17 protein-coding genes are annotated in these 16817 nt (G+C 70.9%); 8 read left to right on the top strand and 9 right to left on the bottom strand.

All coding sequences use genetic code 11. The features are described 5' to 3' along the window. Nucleotides 1-268 precede the first annotated feature (268 nt). From mftM to mdo, 4 genes are all read right to left on the bottom strand, one after another. On the bottom strand, nucleotides 269-1213 hold the full coding sequence (gene mftM, locus Q0R63_RS02225) for a mycofactocin oligosaccharide methyltransferase MftM (protein ID WP_295693350.1): 945 nt from the start codon (nucleotides 1211-1213) through the stop codon (nucleotides 269-271). Nucleotides 1214-1237: 24 nt separating this feature from the next. After that, nucleotides 1238-2779 (bottom strand): VWA domain-containing protein, encoded by a 1542-nt coding sequence (locus Q0R63_RS02220; RefSeq protein WP_295693347.1) that lies wholly within the window; start codon nucleotides 2777-2779, stop codon nucleotides 1238-1240. A gap of 4 nt (nucleotides 2780-2783) precedes the next feature. Next, on the bottom strand, nucleotides 2784-4010 hold the full coding sequence (locus Q0R63_RS02215; protein ID WP_295693344.1) for a MoxR family ATPase: 1227 nt from the start codon (nucleotides 4008-4010) through the stop codon (nucleotides 2784-2786). 94 nt (nucleotides 4011-4104) lie between these two features. Beyond that, nucleotides 4105-5397, bottom strand: a complete 1293-nt coding sequence (gene mdo / locus Q0R63_RS02210; protein ID WP_295693341.1) for an NDMA-dependent methanol dehydrogenase — start codon at nucleotides 5395-5397, stop codon at nucleotides 4105-4107. A gap of 309 nt (nucleotides 5398-5706) precedes the next feature. On the opposite strand from mdo, the gene mftA reads away from it, so the two are divergent. From mftA to mftD, 7 genes are all read left to right on the top strand, one after another. Beyond that, nucleotides 5707-5850 carry a mycofactocin precursor MftA gene (mftA, locus tag Q0R63_RS02205; RefSeq protein ID WP_295693337.1) on the top strand — a complete coding sequence of 48 codons (144 nt, stop codon included), beginning with the start codon at nucleotides 5707-5709 and terminating at the stop codon, nucleotides 5848-5850. Further along, nucleotides 5850-6161: a mycofactocin biosynthesis chaperone MftB gene (gene mftB, locus Q0R63_RS02200; protein WP_295693334.1), complete on the top strand. Its 312-nt coding sequence runs from the start codon at nucleotides 5850-5852 to the stop codon at nucleotides 6159-6161. Before mftA ends, mftB begins: the two co-directional genes overlap by 1 nt. Beyond that, nucleotides 6161-7420, top strand: a complete 1260-nt coding sequence (gene mftC, locus Q0R63_RS02195; protein ID WP_295693331.1) for a mycofactocin radical SAM maturase — start codon at nucleotides 6161-6163, stop codon at nucleotides 7418-7420. Before mftB ends, mftC begins: the two co-directional genes overlap by 1 nt. 5 nt (nucleotides 7421-7425) lie before the next feature. Further along, the gene (mftE, locus tag Q0R63_RS02190) at nucleotides 7426-8193 is read left to right on the top strand and encodes a mycofactocin biosynthesis peptidyl-dipeptidase MftE (protein WP_295693328.1); all 768 of its coding nucleotides are present in this window, start codon (nucleotides 7426-7428) and stop codon (nucleotides 8191-8193) included. Further along, complete coding sequence (locus Q0R63_RS02185) at nucleotides 8190-9038, top strand: mycofactocin-coupled SDR family oxidoreductase (protein ID WP_295693325.1); 849 nt, start codon at nucleotides 8190-8192, stop codon at nucleotides 9036-9038. The genes mftE and Q0R63_RS02185 overlap by 4 nt, the downstream gene beginning before the upstream one ends. Beyond that, nucleotides 9035-10528 carry a mycofactocin biosynthesis glycosyltransferase MftF gene (gene mftF, locus Q0R63_RS02180; RefSeq protein WP_295693323.1) on the top strand — a complete coding sequence of 498 codons (1494 nt, stop codon included), beginning with the start codon at nucleotides 9035-9037 and terminating at the stop codon, nucleotides 10526-10528. The genes Q0R63_RS02185 and mftF overlap by 4 nt, the downstream gene beginning before the upstream one ends. Nucleotides 10529-10624: 96 nt before the next feature. Next, nucleotides 10625-11818, top strand: coding sequence for a pre-mycofactocin synthase MftD (mftD, locus tag Q0R63_RS02175; protein ID WP_295693320.1), 1194 nt, complete (start codon nucleotides 10625-10627; stop codon nucleotides 11816-11818). Nucleotides 11819-11883: 65 nt separating this feature from the next. On the opposite strand, the gene Q0R63_RS02170 is transcribed toward mftD, so the two are convergent. The 3 genes from Q0R63_RS02170 to Q0R63_RS02160 form a co-directional block, all read right to left on the bottom strand. After that, nucleotides 11884-12630, bottom strand: coding sequence for a GAF and ANTAR domain-containing protein (locus Q0R63_RS02170; RefSeq protein ID WP_295693317.1), 747 nt, complete (start codon nucleotides 12628-12630; stop codon nucleotides 11884-11886). Continuing rightward, nucleotides 12627-13328: an ANTAR domain-containing protein gene (locus Q0R63_RS02165; protein ID WP_295693314.1), complete on the bottom strand. Its 702-nt coding sequence runs from the start codon at nucleotides 13326-13328 to the stop codon at nucleotides 12627-12629. Before Q0R63_RS02165 ends, Q0R63_RS02170 begins: the two co-directional genes overlap by 4 nt. Nucleotides 13329-13518: 190 nt before the next feature. Continuing rightward, entirely contained in the window at nucleotides 13519-14298 is a 780-nt protein-coding gene (locus tag Q0R63_RS02160; protein WP_295693311.1) for an ABC transporter permease, read from the bottom strand. A gap of 58 nt (nucleotides 14299-14356) precedes the next feature. Between Q0R63_RS02160 and Q0R63_RS02155 the strand changes: the two genes are divergently transcribed. Further along, complete coding sequence (locus Q0R63_RS02155; protein WP_295693307.1) at nucleotides 14357-14866, top strand: phosphoribosyltransferase family protein; 510 nt, start codon at nucleotides 14357-14359, stop codon at nucleotides 14864-14866. Nucleotides 14867-14989: 123 nt separating this feature from the next. Here the strand turns inward: Q0R63_RS02155 and tsf are convergent, their stop codons facing one another. Both tsf and rpsB read right to left on the bottom strand, forming a co-directional pair. Further along, complete coding sequence (tsf, locus tag Q0R63_RS02150; protein WP_295693304.1) at nucleotides 14990-15820, bottom strand: translation elongation factor Ts; 831 nt, start codon at nucleotides 15818-15820, stop codon at nucleotides 14990-14992. Nucleotides 15821-15923: 103 nt separating this feature from the next. After that, nucleotides 15924-16817: 30S ribosomal protein S2 (gene rpsB, locus Q0R63_RS02145; RefSeq protein ID WP_295693302.1), on the bottom strand; the 894-nt coding region annotated here is incomplete at its 5' end.

Below are 16817 nucleotides of genomic sequence, written 5' to 3'. Positions count from 1 at the left end.
CGACGGTGCCTCCGGGACCAACGGTTGTCGGTGCGTCGGGAGGAGTCCCTGGTGAGACGCGGTCGGAACCCCACTGCGGCGACGCGGGTATGCCGCCCGCCCGGGCGAGCGGGCGGCATACCGGCGGTGGGTGACCGGGTAGGCGGTCAGCCAGACACACAGAGGGCTGAATCGTGTCCGGGTCTGTCCCGCTCCCTCGCGCCATCCGCGACCCTCTGTATGTCTGACGGCGCACCCGCCGCCCGGTGGGCGTCTCCCCCACTCCCCGTCACCCCTTGTCGAGGACGAGCCAGCCACCGTGGTGCTCGGCCACCTCGAAGGGGAGCCGGCTCGCCCGGCCCCAGGTGCGGAGGTCGTCGAGGCCGATGGTGCGCAGGTGGCCGTAGGACTCGTCGGCCTCCGGCTCGAGGGGGACGGCGATGACGACCTGACGCCGGGCACACCGGATCGCCTCGGCCACCACCTTGTCGCCGTGGTCGGGCTCGAGGTGCTCGAGGAGGTGGATGACGACGACCGTGTCGGCGAAGCCGTCGACGACGGGGACGCGGGCGGCGTCCGCCAGGAGGACGCCGAGGGGCACACCGAGGCGGGGGGCGATCGAGGCCAGCAGGCGCACGGTGCCGGTGGACACGTCCGACGCCGTGGTGCGGTGCCCGGCCTCGGCGAGCCGCAACGCGAGGAAGCCGAAGCAGGAGCCCAGCTCGAGGACCGAGCCCGGGCGCACGAGTGCGACCGCCCGGTCGTAGACGGGGGCGTAGTCGGCGATCGACCCGTGGCTGCGCGACCCCGGCAGCCGGATATCTGCTGCGGCATCCCCTTCGCCCATCGAGCGAATGGACCCGACAGACTGCAGGCGACGAATCGTGTTGCGGTAGAACAGCTCCCAGCTCTCGAGGGCGTTCGATGCACTCGTCCGCACGACGCCGGTGAAGATCCGCTCGAACATCTCTGACCCCCGCACCCAGCCCGGCGTGAAGAGCTCGTCGACGATGACTCCCGCGAGGTCGTCATCGATGTCCGCCTGGCTGACGTCGTGAGTCACGACGAGGCGGTGGTCGTGCGTCACCATGTCGAAGTGGAGGGTGCGGACGCTCCCCCGGACCCGTCTCGGCCAGGCACCGACCCGGCGCGCGACGACGACGAGGCCGTCCTCGTAACGGCCGTCGACGACGTCGCAGAGTGGATCGATGGGCGCCGCGGCCAGCACCCTCATCGCCGCATCCTCATCGGCGCATCCTCACCGCAGGCTCGCCTCTGCCGAGGCCGCCCGGTCGAGGCCCTTCAGTCCCCGGACGACCTGCACGCGGTCGCAGTACTCGGCGTAGAGGGGCAGGTCGCAACGACCGAGCTGCCACGAGTAGCGCGGCTCGGGGGTGAGCCAGACCGTCTCGCGCGCACGTCGGGTGAGCTCCTCGAAGACCGGAAGGCGAGGGTCCTTGCCGTTGCCCCGCCCGTCGCCGAGGACGACGAGGCTCGTGCGGCGGCTGATCGCGGAGCCGTGGGCCTCGAGGAACGAGTCGAACGCCGACCCGTAGTCGGAGTCGGCGTCCACGTCGACGACGCCGCCGGCGGGCAGCCCGGACATCACCAGCGACAGGGCGTCCTCGATGCGGTGCTCCGCGAAGAGGTCGGTGATCTCGACGACCTCGTCGACGAAGGCGAACGTCCGCACCTGCGACGCGATCGACTGCAGACTGTGCACCATCTGCAAGGTGAAGCGCGCGGTCGCCCGGACGGACAGGGACACGTCGCAGAGGACGAGGAGCCGCGGCCGGTCCTCGACCTTGCGGACGGTGATCGGCCGGAACGGCACGCCGTCGTAACGCATGTTGGCCCGCATGGTGCGGGCCCCGTCGACGGTGCCGCGTGCCGCGACCTTCCGTCGCGGCCGCGGGGCCCCCCGGAGGGAGTGGAGCAGTCGCCGCAGCGACTCCTCGAGGTCGGCGCGCTCGCCCTCGTCGATGACCTCCGCCCGGCCGGCCTCGACCTCCCGGGTCTCGATCTGTCGGTCCATCGCCATCAGTCGCTCGAGGTGCTCCTTGAGCCGCTCGGGGAGCCCGGCGAGCAATGGTGCCAACGCTGCTCGCAGAGCAGCGAGCGAGGCCGGCTCTCCCACCTCGACCCCCGCGAGCAGGTCTTCGGGGATGCTGTCGGACAGCCACTCGAGCAGCACCATCTCCTGCGCGACGGTGAGCTCCGCGTCCAGCTCCAGCCCGGCTCGACGGGCCAGCTCGCCCGGCGACCCGGGGTTGTGCAACCGCCGCGTCGAGAGCTGCACCCGGGCGGCCTCGCCCGGACTCCCCGCCGTGTCGTTGGACAGGACGATCTCGTCGGTGAGCGCGGCCATGTCGATCTTGTTGGCCTCCTGGTGGAGGTTGTACTGCTGCGACATGTCCTCGGGGTTGAAGTACTCCCGCAGGTCCTCCGGCTTCCCGTGCGAGTGGCCCTCCTCGGGCGTGTCGCCGGGCTCCTCGGAGAGGGTGAACGTCTCGAGCGCACCGTCGTCGCTGAGGTCGTCGTGGGCGTGACCGTGGCCGTCCTCCTCCACCCGGGGGACGACCGCCGACAGCGCGAAGAAGAGGTCGAAGACCCGGTCGAACTCCTCGACGTCGCGCCGGTCCTTGATCAGGCTGACCGCGAGCGCGTAGCGCAGCACCTCGCGGTCGGCCAGCACCCCCGGCTGGGCCGCTGCGCGCAGGGCGTCAACGGCCTCGGCCACGCTGATCCGGATGCCGTGCAGCCGCAGGAAACGGATGAACCGGTGGAGGGCGCCTTCCACCGGGCTAGACCGGACGCTTGCGCGCGAAGGACCGCTCCCCCTGCGAGCGTGGCACCGGCCGCTTCGGCGCCGCGCCCTTGCCGGGCGCCCCGTAGTAGTCGGTGTCGTGACGACCGGGGTCGTCCTTGGCCGCCCGCACGGCGCGGCCGTCGGCTCCGGACTCGTCCAGCGCCGCGGGGGGCGGCGGCGGAGGGGCGTCGTCGTGCGCGTGGTCGGCACCCGGGCCGTGACCATGACCGTGCCCGTGGCCACCGCGGGAGTCGGGCACGGCGGCATTCGGGTCGGTGAGACGGGGCAGGGCCTTCAGCGCCTTCTCGTTGTCGCGCTCGTACTTGATGACGACGTTGAGGGTCTCCGCGAGGACCTCGGCACTGAGCTCGGTGACGCCGAGCACGCTGAGGGTGCGGGCCCAGTCGATGGTCTCCGAGATGCTCGGGGCCTTGCGCAGCTCGAGGTCCCGCAGCCCGCGCACGACCTCGACCAGCCGGGCCGAGAGGGCGTCAGCGAGACCGGTCTCCTTCGAGCGGAGGATCTCCAGCTCGCGCTCCGGCGTGGGGTAGTCCAGGAAGAGGTGCAGGCACCGGCGCTTGAGGGCGGCCGACAGGTCGCGGGTGTTGTTGGAGGTGAGGATGACGAAGGGCTGGTGCTTCGCGGTCACCGTGCCGATCTCGGGGATGGAGATCTGGAACTCGGCCAGGGTCTCGAGCAGCACCGCTTCGAGCGCCTCGTCGGCGCGGTCGACCTCGTCGATGAGCAGGACGACCGGGACGTCGGACGCGATCGCCTGCAGCAGCGGCCGCGGCGCCAGGAAGCGCTCGGAGAAGAAGATGCTGTCCTGCCGACTGATCCGCTCGACCGCCTCGTCGAGGTCCTTCGCGTCCTCGACGACCTGGCCGATCTTCTCGCGCAGGATCTGGGTGTAGAGCAGCTGCTTGCCGTAGTCCCACTCGTAGAGCGCCTTGGTCTCGTCCTGACCCTCGTAGCACTGCAGCCGTAACAGCTTTCGGCCCGTGGCCTGGGCGAGGCTGAGCGCGAGCTGCGTCTTCCCGACCCCGGCGGGGCCTTCGAGCAGCACCGGTTTGCCGAGGCGCGACTGGAGGAAGATCGTCGTCGCCATCCGGGCGTCGGCGAGGTAGCCCACGTCGCCGAGCCGTCGCCGGGCGTCGTCGACGTCGGCGAACTCCTCGGCCTCCGAGGTGCCGGTCTGGTCAGGCTGGGCTTCCGGGGTCACGGGAGATCCTTCGGGGTAGGGGTCGGGTCGAGGCCGGGACCGTCGCCAGCGATGGTGACGGCCCCGGCCCGTATGCCGTGTCGGTGCCTGCCGCTCAGCCGAGCAGGTCGTCCAGGTCGCCGGTCATGCAGTGCTCCACCACGGGCCGCACCGTGTCGAAGGTGCACTCCTTGGCGTTGCCGGGGGTGCAGGCGTCGCCGAGGACGTGGTTGGTGATGCGGTCCACGTCGTCCTTGTCGCCCTTGATGACCGGGGAGTTCTCGTAGTAGGCCGTCGGTCCGGAGCCGAGCCGGTTCTTCGAGTACGAGTCCTGCGTGACGTCGCAGAACTTCTCCGTGATGCCCACGTCACGCAGCAGCCGGATCGACGCGGCCAGTGCCGCGTCGGCGGCCTGGACCGTCGTCATCCCGCCGATGTCGACGCCCATGGCGACGGCGATCTCGGCGAAGCGCTTGTACTGCGCCGGCATGTTGAAGGCCCAGACGCGTGGCAGGGCGATGGCGTTGTTGAGGCCGTGGTGGGTGTCGTAGAAGGCGCTCACCGCGTGCGAGATGGAGTGGATGATGCCGAGTCCACCGGAGTTGAACGCCTGGGCGGCGATGTACTGCGCATACATCATCCCCTCGCGTCCCTTGAGGTCCTGACCGTTCCAGACCGCCTCGCGCAGGTTGTCGTTGGTCAGCTTGATCGCGCGGATCGCGTTGCCGAGCGACGGCTCGAAGTTGAGCCGGGAGACGTAGGGCTCGCTGGCGTGGGCAAGCACGTCGAAGCCGCACTGGGCGGTGTAGTCGACCGGGCAGTCGTAGTAGAGCACCGGGTCGTCGATGGCCAGGGTCGTGACCGAGGCGTCGTCGAAGGCGACATACTTGTGGGGGTTGTCGGGGTCCGTCGTCGTGTCGGTGATGACGTAGGCCCACGAGGTCTCCGACCCCGTGCCCGCCGTCGTCGACACCGCGATGTGCGGGGGGTTCTTGGGGTTCTCACTCATGTTGAACCCCTCGAACTCGTTGACGTTGCGCCCGTCGTGGGCGACCGATACGCGCGCGCCCTTGCAGGCGTCGTGCGACGAGCCACCACCGATCGAGACGAACGAGTCGCAGGCGTTGTCCTGGTAGAGGCCCACCGCGTCCATGACGTTGTAGTCCTTGGGGTTGGACTCGACCTTGTCGTAGATGACGACCTCGAGGCCGTGGTACTTCATCGACTCGGCGATCTTGTGCACGATGTCGGTGCCGCGCAGGCCCGACGTCATGATCAAGGTCTTGCGGAAGCCCAGCTTGAGGGCCTCCGGGCCGATCATCTCGTGCGCGCCCGGGCCCATGAGGGCACGGGGGAACGGGTGGAACTCCTTGATGGGGAAAGGCTTGAGTAGTTCGTCGACCTGCATGACGACCTCCTTGTCGTTGGGGGGACGTCTCGGACCGTAGGAGCCGCGCCACCCCGCCGACAGGTGAGGATCCAAAGACTGCCCTCAGGTCGCGCGCCGTCCTGCCGATGCGGACACCTGCCGTCCCCTCCGTTCGGTGAGGTTTGCCGTCGCGACACGGCCACACACCGTCCGCCCTGTCCGATCCGACAGGAAACTCGACCCTCCCGAGCAGGGGCGGCAGGGGCCGGACGCGGATAGCGTGGCACCGAACCACCACGTACTGCCCTTTATAGCCCGCAGGACCCGACCAGATTGGATGGTGGACCCATGCCCGACAGCGTGAGCACCCTCGAGGAGACCGGCCCCGAGATCACCGAGATCACCGAGATCACCGAGATCACCGAGAGCGACCTGCTTGAGGACAGCCTCGTCGAGGAGGTCTCCATCGACGGAATGTGCGGCGTCTACTGATGCTCACGGAGGCGTGGCAGCTGAGCGGCTCGGTGTCCTTGCGACCCGAGCGGTTCGGCGCTCTGGCCTACGACTTCCGCACCCGCCGGCTCAGCTTCCTCAAGACCCCGACGCTGGTGGACGTGGTGCGGCGTTTGGGCGACAGCCCGACCGTCCTCGACGCGTTGACCGGTGCCGGGGTCGACGCCTCCCAGCAGGCGGCATACGTCAGGGCCCTGAGCGGCCTGGCGACGAGCGGCCTGCTCGTGCCACAGCACCCTTCACCCTCCGCTCCCGTCTCCGTGCCGGCAGCCTCCCAGGAAGGACCCTGATGACGACGACCATCCAGCCGCTCGAACGGCCCAAGGTCGGGCGCCTCGTCGACGAGTTCGAGTACGGTCTCGACGCGCCGATCTGCCTGACCTGGGAGCTCACGTATGCCTGCAACCTCGCCTGTGTCCACTGCCTCAGCTCGTCCGGGCGCCGGGACCCGCGCGAGCTGACGACGGCGGAGGCCAAGGCCCTCATCGACGAGTTCGAGCGGATGCAGATCTTCTACGTCAACATCGGCGGTGGCGAGCCGACGATCCGCCCGGACTTCTGGGAGCTGCTCGACTACGCCGTGGAGCACCACGTCGGGGTCAAGTTCTCCACCAACGGTTTCCGCATCACGAAGGAGCGCGCGGAGCGGCTGGCCGCGACGGACTACGTCGATGTGCAGATCTCCCTCGACGGGGCGACGGCGGAGGTCAACGACGCGGTGCGGGGCGCCGGCACCTACGACGCCGCGATGCGGGCGATGACCCACCTGCAGGCCGCGGGGATGCAGGACTTCAAGATCTCCGTCGTCTGCACCCGCCACAACATCGACCAGCTCGACGACTTCAAGGCGATCGCCGACCGCTTCGGCGCGCAGCTGCGGCTCACCCGCCTGCGCCCTTCGGGTCGCGGCGCCGACGTCTGGGGCGAGCTGCGCCCGCTGCCCGAGCAGCAGCGTCAGCTCTACGACTGGCTGGTCGCCCACGGGGAGGGCGTCCTCACCGGTGACTCGTTCTTCCACCTCTCGGCCTTCGGCGAGGCCCTGCCCGGACTCAACCTCTGCGGCGCCGGTCGGGTGGTCTGCCTCGTCGACCCCGTCGGCGACGTCTACGCCTGCCCCTTCGCGATCCACGACACCTTCCTCGCGGGCAACATCCGCGACCTGGGCTTCGACCGGGTCTGGAAGGAGTCACCGCTCTTCCTCGAGCTCCGGTCCCCCCAGACCGGGGGGGCGTGCACGAAGTGCTCCGCCTACGACTCCTGCCGCGGTGGGTGCATGGCCGCGAAGTTCTTCACCGGTCTGCCGCTCGACGGGCCCGACCCCGAGTGCGTCAAGGGCAACGGGGACATCCCGCTCGCGGGCGTCGCCGCCGGGACCCGGCCGAGCCCCAGCCAGGACCACTCGCACACCGGACCGGTGCACAACCAACCGATCCCGTTGACCCTGATGCCGACTCGGCTCACGTCCCGCCCCGACCGCTCCTGCGACGAGGACCCGCTGGTGGGGTTCGCCGGCGCGGGCGCGGGACGAGAAACCGCCGACCGGGGGTAGCGCCCATGACCTCGGCCTCGACGACGCGGCCACCCCTCGACCTCGGGCTCACGACCTCTCCGAGCACCCGCACCGGTGACCCGCTCCTGCTGGTCCCCGTGGGCTCCACCGAGCAGCACGGGCCGCACCTGCCGCTCGCGACCGACACGATGGTCGCGACGGCGGTGTCGCGTGCCGCGGCGGAGGTGCTCGCCGCCCGCGGCAACGCGGTGCTCGTCGCCCCGGCGATCGCCTACGGCGCGAGCGGCGAGCACGAGGGCTTCCCCGGGACCGTGTCGATCGGGCACGAGGCGCTGATGAACCTCCTCATCGAGTACGGCCGGTCGGCCTGCCGCTGGGCACGTGGGCTGATCTTCGTCAACGGGCACGGGGGCAACGTCCAGTCGGTCCGCCAGTCGGTCGAGCTGCTGCGCTACGAGGGCCGGGCCGTGGCCTGGACCTCGTGCGACCTGCCCGGCGCAGACGCCCACGCCGGGCGCACCGAGACCTCACTGCTGCTCGAGCTCGCCCCGCAGACGGTGCGCGCTGACGAGGTCGAGATCGGCTGTGTCACACCGTTGGTCGAGCTCATGCCGCGCCTGCGCCGCGACGGCATCCGCGCCGTCTCACGCAACGGGATCCTCGGCGACCCCCGTGAGGCGTCGGCGCACGAGGGTCGGCAGCTCTTCCAGACCCTCGTGCGCAACCTCGTCCTCGAGCTCCAGACCCTCGACGTCATGGACGACGGACGACTCTCGCCCTCAGGAGCCGCGCAGCGAGTGGTGCTGCCATGACCGTGGCGTCCAGCCCCGAGCGGGGCGCCGCAGGGTCTGCAGGGGCCGCAGGCGCCGCAGGGTCTGCAGGGACTGCGCTCGTCACGGGCGCAGCGCGGGGGATCGGCGCAGCCGTCACCCGCCGACTCGTCGGCCGCGGTTTCCACGTCGTCGCCGTCGACTCCTGCGCGGGCGAGGACACCGACGCCGGCTACCCCCTCGCCACCCGCGCCGATCTCGACGCGGTTGCCGCGGCCCATCCTGGAGCGGTGACACCGGTGGTCGCCGACGCCCGGGACGTCGCGGCGATGCGAACCGTCGCCGAGCGCATCGACACCGAGCGCGGCGACCTCACCGTCGTCGTCGCCGGGGCCGCGATCATCGGGGGCGGTGACGCCCTGTGGGACACCGACGACGCCGTGCTGGACGCCATCTGGCGGTCGGACGCCGTCACCGTGTGGAACACCGCGAAGACGATGGTGCCTCTCCTGCTGCGTCAGGAGGCGGCCCGACGTCCGGCGTTCGTCGCCATCACCTCGGGCGCCGGGGAGCACGGGCTCTACCACCTGTCGGCCTACTGCATGGTCAAGCACGCGGTCGTCGGGCTCGTCCGCGGCCTCGCAGCGGACGTGGTCGGACAGCACCTCACCGTCGCCGGCGTCTCGCCCGGGTCCACCGACACGCAGATGCTCCAGGCCACCGCACGGCTCTACCATCTCGACGGCATCGAGCGCCTCGTGCAGGAGCAGGCGATCGGACGGGTCCTCGAGCCCGACGAGGTCGCTGCCGTCGTCGAGTTCGCCGCTCTCGCAGGCCCCGTCGTCCACGGCTCGATCCTCTCCGCCAGTGGGGGGTTCCGCTCGTGACCCCCCTCCGTCTCCAGGACGGCGGCGGCGCCCCACCGCTGCAGAGCACCCCACAGGGCTCCCTGCCCCGCGGGTATGCCGTCCGGCTGGGACCGCACACGAAGGTGTGCGACGGAGGACGGAGCCTGCTCGGGACGTCCACCGGACGGCTCGTCTACCTCAAGCCCCGGGCCGCCGCCCTCCTCGACGACGACCTCGTCACCGTCACCGACGGGACCTCGGCGGCCCTGGCCAGGCTCCTCCTCGACCGCGACCTCGTCGACCCGTGGTGGCCGGACCGCGCCGACGACAGCGAGGTCAGCGACGTCGTCGTGGTCGTCCCCGTGCGGGACCGCCCCGCACAGCTGGACCGGCTCCTCGGCGCGCTGCCTCCACAGGTGCGCGTCGTGGTGGTCGACGACGGCTCCACCGACGAGGAGTCGACCGCCCGGATCGCCTGCCGGCACGGAGCCACCGTCGTGCGGCACGAGGTGAGTCGGGGGCCGGCAGCAGCTCGCAACACCGGGTTTCGAGCTGCCGACGCGGCATACGTGGCGTTCCTGGACTCCGACGTCGTTCCTCAGCACGGCTGGCTCGCCGCGTTGCGACGCCACTTCGACGACCCGCTGCTCGGCCTCGTCGCACCGCGGGTGCTCGGTCTGGCTCCCGACCCGGCCGGCCGGAGGGCCGCTCGTCGGGAGGCCCGCGGGTGGCTGCACCGCTACGAGGCGGCCCGCAGCTCCCTCGACCTCGGCGACGACCCGGCGTCGGTGCGTCCGCACGGACAGGTCGCCTATCTCCCGAGCGCCGCCCTCATGGTGCGACGGGAGGCCTGGGGCAGCGGCTTCGACGAGGACCTCCGGGTCGGCGAGGACGTCGACCTCGTGTGGCGCACCCACGAGGCCGGCTGGCGGATCCGTTACGAGCCGGCCGCGGTCGTGCGCCACGAGCACCGCACCGACGTCAGCGCATGGCTCTCCCGCAAGGCCTTCTACGGCACCAGCGCCGACCTGCTCGCGGCCCGGCACGGCGACGCCGTCGCGCCGATGGTCCTCAACCCGTGGACCGCCGTGTTTGCCGGCGCACTGCTGGCGCAACGACGCTGGTCGATCCCCGTCGCCGCCGCCGCGTATGCCGTGACGACCCTGCGCATCTCCCGTCGCCTCCAGCGCAGCGACAGTCCGGTCCGGACGGCAGCATCCCTGACCGCCGTCGGCGCCGTCGCCTCGCTCTGGCAGACCGCCTCCGCCCTGAACCGGCACTACTGGCCGGTGTCGGTCGCCGCAGCCGTCGTGAGCCGCCGCGCCCGCCGCGCGCTTCTCGTCGCGGCGCTCGCCGAGGCGCTCCTCGACCACCACCGCACGCGATCCGACCTCGATCCCTTGCGCTACCTCGTCGCCCGCCGCCTCGACGACCTCGCCTACGGCTCCGGCGTCTGGCTCGGAGCCTGGCGCGGGCGGTCGCTGCGAGCGCTGCGACCAGCCGTCAAGGGATTCGACCACCTCCGCTGACCCTCCCCCGCCGACCCTGCCCCGCCGACCCTCCTCCGCCGACCCTGCACCGTCCCCGCGACTCGCCCGAGTCGTCGCAACCGAAAGGCACCACCCATGGCCAAGTCCGCCTGGTTCGAGACCGTCGCCGAGGCGCAGCGCCGCGCCCAGAAGCGGCTGCCCCCGTCGGTCTACAAGGCCCTCCTCGCCGGCTCGGAGAAGGGCGTCACCTACGCCGACAACCTCTCCGCCTTCGGCGAGCTCGGGATGGCGCCGCACGTCGCCGGCCTCTCCGCCGAGCGGGATCTCGCGACCTCGGTGATGGGTCAGCCGATCTCCATGCCGGTCATCATCTCCCCCACCGGTGTCCAGGCCGTGCACCCCGAGGGTGAGGTCGCCGTCGCTCGCGCGGCCGCCGCACGCGGCACCGCGATCGGGCTGTCGTCGTTCGGGAGCCGGTCGGTCGAGGACGTCGTCGCGGCCAACGCCCAGACCTTCTTCCAGATGTACTGGATGGGCTCGCGCGCGTCGATGGAACGACGGATGGAGCGGGCGAAGGCCGCCGGGTGCGTCGGGCTCATCGCCACCCTGGACTGGTCGTTCTCGAACGGTCGCGACTGGGGCAGCCCCACGATCCCCGAGAAGATGGACCTCAAGGCGATGCTCTCCTTCGCCCCCGAGGGGCTGATGCGGCCGAAGTGGCTGCTGGAGTATGCGAAGACGGGCCACGTGCCCGACCTCACGGCGCCCAACCTCTCCGAGAACGGTGGCCCGGCGCCGACCTTCTTCGGCGCCTACTACGAGTGGATGATTACGCCCCCGCCGTCCTGGGAGGACGTCAGGTGGATGCGCGAGACGTGGGGCGGGCCGTTCATGCTCAAGGGCATCTCGCGACAGGACGATGCGCGTCGGGCCGTCGACGTCGGCGTCTCCGCCATCTCGGTGTCGAACCACGGCGGCAACAACCTCGACAGCACCCCGGCCTCCATCCGGATGCTGCCCGGGATCGCCGACCTCGTCGGCCACGAGGTCGACGTCCTCCTCGACGGAGGGGTCCGACGCGGCAGCGACGTGGTCAAGGCGGTTGCGCTCGGTGCCAAGGCCGTGATGATCGGCCGCGCCTACCTGTGGGGTCTCGCCGCCAACGGCCAGGCCGGGGTGGAGAACGTCCTCGACATCTTCCGCAGCGGCATCGACTCGGCACTGCTCGGCATGGGTCACAGCTCGATCCACGACGTCACCCGCGACGACATCGCGATCCCCCTGGGCTTCACGCGCGAGCTCGGCACCACGGCCGCCGCCCGGGTCTGAGGGGGCCCTGCCGTCTCTTGGCGGAGCTGCGCGCCACAGCTCAGGGGGTGGCGCTGTGCTCCGGCTCAGGGGCGACGCTGCGCGTCGCTGATGAGGTCCCGGGCCGTCTGGGAGACGCTCCGCCCGCTCGACTCCGCCATGGCACGCAGGGCCTCGTAGGTCTCCTGCATGTCGATGCCGCGCTGCTGGAAGAGGATCCCCTTGGCCTGCTCGATCACCACCCGCCCGTTCAGGACGGAGACGACGCTTCCCGCCACCCGGTCGTTGGTCGACCCCTGGCCCAGCGCCAGGGTGGCGACGGCGGCGAAGGACTGAGCGAGGAGCATCTCGGCGGCCGTGAGCTCCTGCGGGGAGCGCCGGAAGACATTGAGGCTGCCGACCGGAGCGTCCTGCCACAGCATGGGGATCGTGGTGATCATCCGGAAACCCGCGGCCTCGATATACGGTCCGACGGAGGGCCATCTCGCGCAGATCGCCTCCCCGGTCATGATGACACCGACCCCGCTCCGGAGGGACTCCACGCAGGGACCCTCCTTGTGACCGACCGCGTAGATCGCCAGCTCCGCCATCCGGTGCGACGTCGCACACAGCAGCTCGGCCTCCCCCGAGGGTCCGCGGACGAGGATGCCAACGGCATCGACGTGGAGCGCCTCGGCGACGTCGCGCACGAAGTCGTTCAGCGCGTCGGTCATCTCCGGGGTCGTGACCAGGGCCAGGACCGACTCCACGAAGACGTCGCGGGGGTCTCGATGACCGCGCGGGCGGCCTGGGTCGCGCGGGACGCCGGGATCGCCGGGGCTGGCACCGCTCACGAAGTGTCGCCCCTGCCGACATGGGTGGAGTCGAACGCGAGCTCCCGGCTCAGCACCTCCTCGGCGACGGCGTTGAGGTCCTTGCCGGTGGCGTAGGCGTTGGCCCGCAGCAGAGCCATCGCGTCCTCGACGGGCACGGACAGCTGGGCGACGACCACGCCCGTGGCCTGGTGGATCAGCACGCGGCTGAACCAGGGCAACTGCTCGACGAGATCCTCCTCGGTCGACTGGTAGAACGCCGCCCCGACCACGTCGGCGAGGAACTGCACGGCGGAGGGATCCGGGTCCGTGGGTTGCGTCTTCGCCCAGTAGAGCGTCAGGACGCCGATCCGCCCGCCTGCGGCCCTGATCGGCGCCGCGCACACCCAGACCGATCCGAGCTCCTGCAACGCCGCCGGGGTGAAGGACGGCCAGCTCGCTGTCTGCCCCAGAGCCCCGATCACCGCTTCGTCCTCATCGTGCGCGTCCCAGCCGGGGCCCTCCCCGATGACCTCCTGCAGGTCCTCGAGGCGAGCCGCGACCCAGTCGGTGGCGAACAGGGTCATCCGCTCCTGGCCGGTGTACTCCACGGTGATCGCCCCCCCGTCGGCCCCGGTCACGGCGACGCACGCCAAGCACAGGCGTTCCGGGAGCGGAGCCAGCTCCCGGTCCCGCGAAGACAGCCGCGACAACCACGTCAGCACCTCTTCGGCCTCCACCCCTGTACCTTTCTGAGCGTCTGTTCCTCGGCTACGGTCCCCGCTGTCGCGGGTGGGTGCGCCATGCACCCGGCCCGGGCATCAGGACCTCGCGAGCAGATGGACATACCTGCACAGATGTCTACATCAGATCGGCACGACTCGGGTGAATCTGCCGAAAAGACCCTGCCCCGAGGACGGTGAACTGCCGTCAGCGCAACACATCGCGCGCGATCAGCTCCAACGTCACGAGAGTGGCGATCGACTGCACCAGCAGGAGCGCAACGAGGACGACGAGCTGGACCGCGGCGGCCTGGATCGGGGTGGAGCCCCCGAGGAGCATGCCGACGAAGGCTCCGGGCAGTGTCACCAGACCCACGGTGCGGGTCTGGTCGAGGCCCGGTACGAGCGCCAACCCCGCATCGTCACGGCCGATGAGGATCCGCGCATCGCGGACCACGAGGCCCAGGGTCAGGGCGGCCTCGACCTCGCCGCGCCGGGTGCGCAGGGCGTCGAGCGTGCGCCGACCGGCGAGGCTGGTGGCGGTCATCGCGCCACCGATGAGGATGCCCAGGATGGGGACCACGGCCACCTCGGTCAGCGGGATGAGGCCGCTGAGCAGCAGTCCCGCACCGACGGGGACGGCGCTCCCCCACACGGCTGCGGCGGCCCAGGGCCAGCGGCCGGTGGGGGCGAGGCGGCGACCAGCGGTCACCGACGCGGTGGAGAGCATGAGGACGATGAAGAGGGCCGTCAGCCACCACGAGCGCAGGACCGCGGCGATCAGCAGGCCCACCACGGCCAGCTGCAGGGTCGCGCGCGCCGCGGCGGAGAGGGCGTCGCGGCCGTGCGCCAGACCGCCCAGCCGGTTGACGAGGGCGGCGAGTCCGGCCAGCAGGACGACGACCAGGGCGAGCCGGACGTAGCCGCCGACACCGTCGACCTGGACGAGCGACGCCTGCCCGTATGCCTGGGGGAACATCGACGACATGACGTCATCGTCGCACCATCACTGTGCTGCGGCCCGCTCCCGCAACTAGGCTGTCGTCATGGCGGACGGGCGCGAGATCCTTACCTGGGACGACTTCGGCACGGCCACCCGTGTCCTGGCGCAGGACATCGTCAACGACTACGAGCCCGACATGATCCTGTCGATCGCGCGCGGTGGACTGCTCATCGGCGGGGCCCTGGGCTATGCGCTGGGGATCAAGAACACCTACACGATGAACGTCGAGTTCTATACCGGCGTCGACGAGCGGCTCGAGGTGCCGCGCATCCTGCCGCCGGCCCCGGACTTCGTCGATCTCGCCGACGCGCGCATCCTCATCGCCGACGACGTCGCCGACACCGGCCACACCCTCCGCTCGGTCGAGGAGTTCGTCGCGGGCAAGGTCGGCGAGGTGCGCACGGCTGTGCTCTTCGAGAAACCCCACTCGATCGTCCGCTGCGACTACGTGTGGAAGCGCACCGACCGGTGGATCAACTTCCCATGGAGCACGCTGCCGCCGGTGTCGCGGCGAGGCGCTGCTGCGGCAGCCCGGATCGTCCTCGACGCCTGAGAGCACGCCGGGTCGCGGGCGCGCGTATGCCGGTCGCCCCAGGCGCGCGTATGCCGGTCGCCCCAGGTGGGCGACCGGCATACGGATCTGGCGGGAGCCCTCCCGTGGGAGGGCTGAGTGGTGTCAGCCGCCGACGCGGAACCGCGCGAAGGCCTTCGCCTCCGCGCCGGCCTCCTTGAGGACCTGCGCGACCGACTTCTTCTGGTCCTTGGCGAACGCCTGCTCGGTGAGGACGTTCTCCTTGAAGAAGCCGTTGACGCGACCCTCGACGATCTTGGGCAGGGCCGCCTCCGGCTTGCCCTCCTCCTTCGCGGTGGCCTCGGCCACCCGACGCTCGCTCTCGACCGTGTCGGCCGGGATCTCGTCGCGGGTCAGCACGGTCGGCGCGAAGGCCGCGACGTGCATCGCGACGTCGCGCGCGATCGTGTCGTCGCCGCCCTCGGTGGCGACGAGGACACCGATCTGGGCCGGGAGGTCGGGGCTGGTCTTGTGGAGGTAGGAGACGACGTGCTCACCCTCGAGGCGGGCCACCCGCTTGACCTCGATCTTCTCACCGATCGTCGCGTTGGCGTCGTCGAGCAGCTGCTGGACGGTGCGACCGTCGGCGAGCGTGCTCGTGAGGAGCTCCTCCGCGGACGTCGCCCTGGAGGTGACGGCCTGCTGGAGGACCTGGTCGGCGAGGCTGATGAACGGCGCGGCCTTGGCGACGAAGTCGGTCTCGCAGAGCACCTCGACGAGGGTGCCCACGGAGCCGTCGGCAGACGCGGCAACGAGGCCGTTGGACGTCGTGCGCCCCTCACGCTTGGTGACGCCCTTGAGGCCCTTGACCCGCAGGATCTCGGTGGCCTTGACACTGTCGCCGTCGGCCTCGTCGAGGGCCTTCTTGACGTCGAGCATGCCCGCGCCGGTGCGCTCACGCAGGGCCTTGATGTCGGTAGCAGTGAAGTTCGCCATGGTGTTCGTTCTCCCTCGAAACATCGGTGATGGAGGATCCCGTCCGGGATCCGGGCGTGAGGACGCCCCTGCCGGGCCACGGCGGCCCGGCAGGGGTCGTCACTCAGGCGTTGGTGGTTGCCGCGGCCTGGTCGTTGGCGATCTCGGCCGCCACCTCGGGGCCGGGGGTCTCCACGACCTCGGGGGTCTCAGCCTCGGCGGCCGGGGCGGCCTCGGCGACCGGGGTGACGTCAGCAGGCGTCGCGTCAGCAGGAGCGGCTTCGGCAGGAGCCTCGGCGGCGGCTGCACCCTCCGCCGCGGGAGCCGTGGCAGCACCCTCAGCCGGCGTCTCGGTCGCCGCAGCCTCGGCGTAGAGCTCGCGCTCCCACTCGGCCAGCGGCTCCTCGGCTCCAGCACCCTCGGTGCTGCCGCCACGGGCGCCGGCGCGGGCCACGAGGCCCTCGGCGACGGCGTCGGCGACGACCCGGGTCAGCAGCGAGACGGAGCGGATCGCGTCGTCGTTGCCGGGGATCTTGTAGTCGACCTCGTCGGGGTCGCAGTTCGTGTCGAGGATCGCGATGACGGGCAGGCCGAGCTTGCGCGCCTCGTCGACGGCGAGGTGCTCCTTCTTGGTGTCGACGATCCAGACCGCCGAAGGCACCCTCGACATGTTGCGGATGCCGCCGAGGGTCTTCTCGAGCTTGATCCGCTCACGGTTGAGGATGAGCAGCTCCTTCTTGGTCCGACCCGAGCGGGCGAGGTCGTCGGCGTTGATCTCCTCGAGCTCCTTCAGACGGGTGAGCCGCTTGGAGATCGTGTTGAAGTTCGTCAGCATGCCGCCGAGCCAGCGGTGGTTGACGTAGGGCATCCCGACGCGCGTCGCCTGCTCGGCGATGGGCTCCTGGGCCTGCTTCTTCGTGCCGACGAAGAGGATCGTGCCACCGTGGGCGACGGTCTCCTTGACGAACTCGTAGGCGTTGTTGATGTAGGTCAACGACTGCTGCAGGTCGATGATGTA

This window comes from Lapillicoccus sp. (genome assembly GCF_025353065.1).
GTDB lineage: Bacteria > Actinomycetota > Actinomycetes > Actinomycetales > Dermatophilaceae > Lapillicoccus.
The sequence above is the reverse complement of the archived record's forward strand: the minus strand, read 5'-3'. Positions and strand labels throughout refer to the sequence as shown.

Excerpts from the sequence above, each read along its gene's own strand:
- mftM (WP_295693350.1), bottom strand. The coding sequence starts at position 1,213 with ATGAGGGTGCTGGCCGCGGCGCCCATCGATCCACTCTGCGACGTCGTC.
- mdo (WP_295693341.1), bottom strand. The coding sequence starts at position 5,397 with ATGCAGGTCGACGAACTACTCAAGCCTTTCCCCATCAAGGAGTTCCAC.
- mftA (WP_295693337.1), top strand. The coding sequence starts at position 5,707 with ATGCCCGACAGCGTGAGCACCCTCGAGGAGACCGGCCCCGAGATCACC.
- mftB (WP_295693334.1), top strand. The coding sequence starts at position 5,850 with ATGCTCACGGAGGCGTGGCAGCTGAGCGGCTCGGTGTCCTTGCGACCC.
- mftC (WP_295693331.1), top strand. The coding sequence starts at position 6,161 with ATGACGACGACCATCCAGCCGCTCGAACGGCCCAAGGTCGGGCGCCTC.
- mftE (WP_295693328.1), top strand. The coding sequence starts at position 7,426 with ATGACCTCGGCCTCGACGACGCGGCCACCCCTCGACCTCGGGCTCACG.
- Q0R63_RS02185 (WP_295693325.1), top strand. The coding sequence starts at position 8,190 with ATGACCGTGGCGTCCAGCCCCGAGCGGGGCGCCGCAGGGTCTGCAGGG.
- mftD (WP_295693320.1), top strand. The coding sequence starts at position 10,625 with ATGGCCAAGTCCGCCTGGTTCGAGACCGTCGCCGAGGCGCAGCGCCGC.
- Q0R63_RS02160 (WP_295693311.1), bottom strand. The coding sequence starts at position 14,298 with ATGTCGTCGATGTTCCCCCAGGCATACGGGCAGGCGTCGCTCGTCCAG.
- Q0R63_RS02155 (WP_295693307.1), top strand. The coding sequence starts at position 14,357 with ATGGCGGACGGGCGCGAGATCCTTACCTGGGACGACTTCGGCACGGCC.
- tsf (WP_295693304.1), bottom strand. The coding sequence starts at position 15,820 with ATGGCGAACTTCACTGCTACCGACATCAAGGCCCTGCGTGAGCGCACC.